At 64.6% G+C, this 3,612-nt stretch carries 1 protein-coding gene and 1 pseudogene; both read left to right on the top strand.

The window, feature by feature from the left end:
• Positions 1-599 precede the first annotated feature (599 nt).
• Positions 600-2,416, top strand: a pseudogene (locus tag VTU_RS0121200) (Ig-like domain-containing protein); the annotation flags it as partial.
• A partial coding sequence (locus tag VTU_RS29160) for a SwmB domain-containing protein (RefSeq protein WP_010108469.1) occupies positions 2,417-3,612 on the top strand: 1,196 nt, incomplete at its 3' end.

The raw sequence follows: 3,612 nt of genomic DNA, 5'->3' as shown, positions 1-3,612 counted from the left end.
GCACGGCCTGAAAAATTCGCGTTTATTTCCCGCGAAAAGGGCCACGGGCGCGGGCATCCGGCACGCAGCGGGTGACCTGGGCTGAGCGCGCAGGGCACGGCGGTTGGCCGCGCCCAAGGAGGTGGACGAGAGCACCGTCTGCGCCATGTTCTGCATGGGCGTCGAACGGTAGCGCACGGGGCACGCCGAGGCACCCAAGAAAAATATCGTAATAAAACACCATATTGTGTTTAAATATGAGCCATATTGTTACGTTCTCGTTGTTGCCGAAACAAATCCCGAGCAGGGGCTGCGCCGAGTCCGCAATCGCACATCGACCACTTGAAAGGAAACACCATGTTCGGTCCTTCCGCTGTTAGCTCCGTCAGAATTTGGGCCGAGGCATACAGACCCCAGGACAAGCCATACGAACTGTTCACGGCATCCTCATCGACCAAGGTGCATTTCGTTTCAACGAAAGGATATGGGAGCCGAGTTTCCAGCTCTCCGACTGCACGATCCCGAGCGGTACCCGCTGGTCCACCGGTCGCTACGAGAAATTGACCAGGGACCCCAACGATCCCAAGCACTACTGGGCCCGGCTGGAGGCGCTGGAAGGTGTGGAGAATGGCTGCGGCCGCATCACCCTGAACCTTGTCAACGTCTTGGATCAAAACGGCAATGACGGCCGGGACGTACGCGGCAATGACATCTCAAACACCTCAAGGACCTACTCTTCCGAGGGGGTTTTTACCGTCGACACCACCCGCCCAAAACTGGAGCGCATCACGCTCGACAAAACCCGCATCAAAGTCGGGGAGACCGCCAGGGTCCAATTCTTTTTCAGCGAGAAAGTCACCGGCGCAAGCGTCAAGGCAGCCATCGACCTCTCCCAAGCCCAAGCCTATGGCACGCTGAGCGACCCCTACAGCACCGACGGCGGCGACACCTGGACGGCCATCTTCACACCCGCAGCGAACACGGAAACCGCCGAAGCCTGCAAGATCGGCCTGAACGTCTCCCGGGTGAAAGACCTGCTGGGCAACACGGGACAGGCCGGCGCAGCCGTCTACAGCCACAGCTACTCCGTGGACACCCGGGGCCCCTCGCTGACCGCGGATGCCATCACGTTCAGCGAGAGCATCTTGACGCGTAGCAAGATGAATATGACCGTCACCCTCCGCTTCTCCGAACCCGTCAAGGGTTTGGGACTCGCAAGCCTGCGCGAGTCCGAGGGGCGGGAGATCGGGGAAAGGAGCACGCTGTCCGGCCCGGTCGCCAGCGACCCCGACGCCAACGGCTATGGCACCGTCTGGACCGTCATATTGACGGCCCCGTGGAACGAGTCCACGAATAACTCGGAGAACAACAAAATCACCGTGAACCTCGCCGGCGTGACCGATCGCGGTGGCAACCAGGCCACAGGCAGTGTGGAATCGAGCAACACCTACGCCATCGACGTCAAACGGCCCACCGCCGTGATCACGATGAGCGACACGAATCCGGGAATCGGGGAAGTCGCTACGGTCACCCTGCGCTTCTCCGAAAAAGTCACCGGCCTCACCCTCGACGACATCGCGCACGACCAGCGGCACTCCCTGGTCGGCCCCACTCTGAGCGACTTGCTCAGCAGCGATGGCGGCCAGACCTGGACCTTCAAACTGACCCCGGCGGACCTCAGCCACAGCAGGAGCCAGGCGGACCCGCGCTCGATCTTCCTGCGCCAGGGCAGCGTGACGGACGCGGCGGGTAACCCGGGTCCGAAGGACGACACATACAGCCCCCACTACACCGCTGACCACTCCCGGCCTGTCCTGGCTTCGTCGCGCATCGCCTACGCGTCCGCAGAGACCGACAGCACCCTCGACGCCGGCGAAACCGCCACCGTCACCTTCGTCTTCTCCGAAGCGGTGACGGGCTTCGACAGCAGCTGCGTGATGGCCCACACCAACGACGCTGGCAGCACCGCGATGATCCACCCGGACGCTGCCGGCGGCACGCTGTCGAACCCGGTCTCCACCGACGGCGGCATCACCTGGACCGCCACACTCACGGCCCCGACGGCCAGCACCACGCTCACCGACGTCGGGCTGCGCGTGGACATGGGCCGCGTCACCGACGCCTCGGGCAACAGCGGCGAGGGAACGGCAGCCAGCGACTTCCGCTACACCGTCAACACCACCGTCTCCGGCACGCGCCCCAGCGCCACCATTGCGCTGGCCGACAGCGCGCTCACCGCCGGCGAGAGCACCACCGTCACCATCGCCTTCAGCGAGCGCGTCAACGGCTTTGACGCCACCGACGTGGACCTCACGGAAGCCAACGGCACGCTGGGCCCCTCACGGCAAATGCAGACGGCAGAACCTGGACCGCCACGTTCACGCCAACGGCCAACGTCGAAGACAGCAGCAACACCATCCGCGTCAACCTCACGGGCGTGACCGACGCCGCAGGCAACGCCGCCACCGGCAGCGCCAGCAGCGACAACTACACCGTGGACACCCGGTCCGCAGACACCACGGCCCCGCAGCTGATCGGCACCGGCATCGATCGTCCCAGGGCCTCGGGCAATTTGTTGGCGCTCAACTTCAGCGACCAGAGCAACATGGTCGCAGCCTTGGACCGCCTGCCGGCCAACGGGGATTTCACCGTGCGCGTCGATGGCGTGGCGAATACCGTCACGAACGTCCGCATCAATGAAATCTCCAGGAACATGATCCTGACGCTGAGCACCCCCATAGCGCATGGTCAGCGCGGCGTGACCGTTGCCTACGACGACGGCACGCCCGCCGACAACCAGGGCATACAGGACACGGCCGGCAACTGCCTGACCAGCATCCCGACCACGCAGGTGAGCAACATCACGCTGGACGCCACGGCCCCGGAGTTGATCACCACCGGTGCCAAGGGGCCCCGGGTCAACGCCAGCACGGTGTTCCTCGACTTCCACGACACGAGCGACCTGAACCAGGACGATACGGCCCGACCGAACGGCAGCGACTTCACGGTGCTCGTCGATGGCCAAGCCGTCACCGCCACGGCCACACGGTATGCATCCGGAAAAACCCTTGCTCTGGAACTGAACACCTCCGTGCAGCTGGGTCAGACCGTGAGCATCGCCTACCAGGACAGCACGCCCAGCGACGAGAGCGCCATACGGGACATGGCCGACAACCACCTGCTCAGCTTTCCGACCACGGCGGTGCGCACGGACATCGCGGCCCCGGTGCTGATCACCACCGACGAGGCGCAGCGCCCCAGGGTCAGCGGCGACCAGCTGGTGCTCAGCTTCCAGGACACCAGCAACCTGGACGCGACCAACAAGCCGGCCAAGGAGGCTTTTGCGGTGCTCGTCGATGGCACCGCCCAGGTCGTCCACGACGTCGCCGTAAATGCCGAGGCCAAGACCGTGACGCTGACACTGGCCACTGCGGTCACCCAGGGCCAGTCGGTCACCGTTGCCTACGCCGACCCCACGACCGACGACGACGCCAACGCCATACAGGACGCCGCCGGCAACGACGCGACCAGCTTTGCTGCTACCGAGGTGGTCAACGACACGCCAGCGCCAGCAGACACCACGGCCCCGCAGCTGATCACCAGCGGCGACACGACGCGCCCCAGGGTCAACGG

The sequence above is a fragment of the Verminephrobacter aporrectodeae subsp. tuberculatae At4 genome (assembly GCF_000193225.1).
Taxonomy (GTDB): Bacteria; Pseudomonadota; Gammaproteobacteria; order Burkholderiales; family Burkholderiaceae_C; genus Acidovorax; species Acidovorax aporrectodeae.
This window is presented reverse-complemented; position numbering and strand designations above follow the sequence as displayed.